This window comes from Acetobacterium tundrae (genome assembly GCF_008086615.1).
GTDB lineage: Bacteria > Bacillota > Clostridia > Eubacteriales > Eubacteriaceae > Acetobacterium > Acetobacterium tundrae.
Genome location: NZ_RXYB01000049.1, coordinates 1 through 1916, shown reverse-complemented (window position 1 = coordinate 1916; position 1916 = coordinate 1). Strand labels below are relative to the sequence as shown.

At 45.7% G+C, this 1916-nt stretch carries 4 protein-coding genes and 1 pseudogene; all 5 read right to left on the bottom strand.

Features of this window, described 5'->3' with window-relative positions; all coding sequences use genetic code 11:
• Positions 1 to 12: 12 nt before the first annotated feature.
• Positions 13 to 186, bottom strand: coding sequence for a transposase domain-containing protein (locus FZC40_RS17535; RefSeq protein WP_243135860.1), 174 nt, complete (start codon positions 184 to 186; stop codon positions 13 to 15).
• Positions 169 to 935 (bottom strand): annotated as a pseudogene (gene tnpC / locus FZC40_RS17530) (IS66 family transposase); the annotation flags it as partial. The gene FZC40_RS17535 and the pseudogene tnpC, both read right to left, overlap by 18 nt.
• The gene (locus tag FZC40_RS17640; protein ID WP_279233359.1) at positions 835 to 1203 is read right to left on the bottom strand and encodes an IS66 family transposase zinc-finger binding domain-containing protein; all 369 of its coding nucleotides are present in this window, start codon (positions 1201 to 1203) and stop codon (positions 835 to 837) included. The pseudogene tnpC and the gene FZC40_RS17640, both read right to left, overlap by 101 nt.
• On the bottom strand, positions 1204 to 1518 hold the full coding sequence (locus FZC40_RS16840) for an IS66 family transposase (RefSeq protein WP_207706743.1): 315 nt from the start codon (positions 1516 to 1518) through the stop codon (positions 1204 to 1206). It lies immediately after the preceding gene.
• Positions 1519 to 1784: 266 nt separating this feature from the next.
• Positions 1785 to 1916: IS66 family insertion sequence element accessory protein TnpB (tnpB, locus tag FZC40_RS17885; RefSeq protein ID WP_148606503.1), on the bottom strand; the 132-nt coding region annotated here is incomplete at its 5' end.

Sequence of the window (1916 nt, the reverse complement as noted above, 5' to 3'; positions counted from 1 at the left end):
AATCTATGTTTATCAATTGGTTTTATAGCAATCCGATGAAAGTGTTTTAGACCAGGGAAGAAACTGATCAATCAATTCGGGATGATTCACCAAATCGGTGTTGGACATCTCTTTCAGGATATAAACCAGGTAGTTGTAGGGTTTCAGCTGATTGCTTTTGGCTGACTCGGTGAGACTGTAAATCATGGCACTGGCTGTCGCACCTTCAGGGGTATTATGCATCACCCAGTTTTTGCGTCCAATTGTGAATGGGCGTATACTGCGTTCCGCGCGGTTGTTTGTTAATTCCAGGCGACCGTCCAACAGGACGTTTTCCAGGTAAGTCCATTGATTCAGAGTATAATTCACGGCATTGGACAGATAGGATTTTGGCAGGGCATTGGCCTGCATGCCGATGAGCCAGTCATAGAAAGCCGCCATCACCGGTTTGAGCAATGTCAGCCGTTTTTGTTTTCTCTCTGCCGGGGTATAGTCGTTAAACTTTTTATCAATATGGAAAATGGCATCACAAAATTGAACCCCTTCATAAGAAGCCGTTCGTTTTTGCTCATCTTTTGATAAGGATTTAATGGCGTCGGCAAAGCCACGTTTGACATGAGCCAGACAACCGACCACCGTGATATCCGGTGTCAGATGATGATAGACCTCATATCCATCTGCATGAAGATAGCCTTTATAGTTTCCAAAAAACTAAGCGCCGCTTCCTTGCTTCTGGTGGGATGATAGTCATAATAGGTCATAGGAGTTTCATCATGAACCCCGGTACAGTAGACCCACATATAGCTTTGGCTGGTCGCCGGTCGATCGGTTTCATTGGCAACCTGAACGGTGGTCTCATCCCCATGTAAAATATCTCGAGTGAGCATGATTTCCCGCATCCGCTGATAGAGAAGCAAAAAGTAATCTTCGGCGCAGCGCAGTAACCAGTTGGACATCGTCTTGTCTGGAGATGGCAACGTTGTAACGCTCGAACTCCTGCTGCTGTCGGGCAAGCGGCATGGCACAGACATATTTGGCATTGATAATGGCAGCTACCAGCTCCGGCGTTGTAAAGCTGCCCGGTATAAGGGTATTCGGCATCGCGGCACGAATAAAGGGAATCTTGATATCAATACCATCGTCATGTTTAGCGCATTCACGGCAGGTATAAACATGACGTCGGTGTTCCTCCACTTCAAACCGGGCCGGAATAAATTTAAGCAGTCAGGTGATTTCCACTTTCATGTCATGAAGGGGCTGACTGCAATTGGGACAGATACGTTCCGACTCCGGCAGTTCATGCTCAATTACGATGGTCGCCAGATTGGAAAAATCCTTTTCCCGTTTACCCTTTGCCTTTTTCTTGCGGGGGTTCCCCGCATTACCCAGCGTATCTTCAAGATCCGGCTCTGGAACAGAAAAATCCGCTGCCGCTTCGGGTTCATTGAAAAATGAGAGCTGGTCACAGCCGTCGGGATAAACCACCGAATCGGAACCTGATCCGAATTTTTTGTGGGTCAGGAGCGTGATCTGTTCCATTGCCCATGCCAGTTGGGTTTAAGTCTGATTCAACTGAACATGCAGTTCATTACAGGTTTTGAGCAGCTCATCATAAGGCAGGGATTGTGTATTTAAGGGTTGAATTTTAGGTGTTTCCGATTGATTCTTTATATTTTCATTATACCATAAACCCGATGAAAAGAGCAACGAAATTATTAATAGAATCGCATATTAAAGCGATTTACGATACTTCAATCGCTTTAGAAAAGCTAGATGATCAAGCGCTTTTTTACTGCCCGATGTGCCTAGGGTTGTTCCAGAGAAAGACCATCCAGAAGCCAGCGTAGCTGCCTTTCTGAAATGCTTTTAACGGTCTGAGATTCATTAAATACCCATTTGAATGTGCCACGGCTCAGCTTACGGTAGTAAAGCCACCA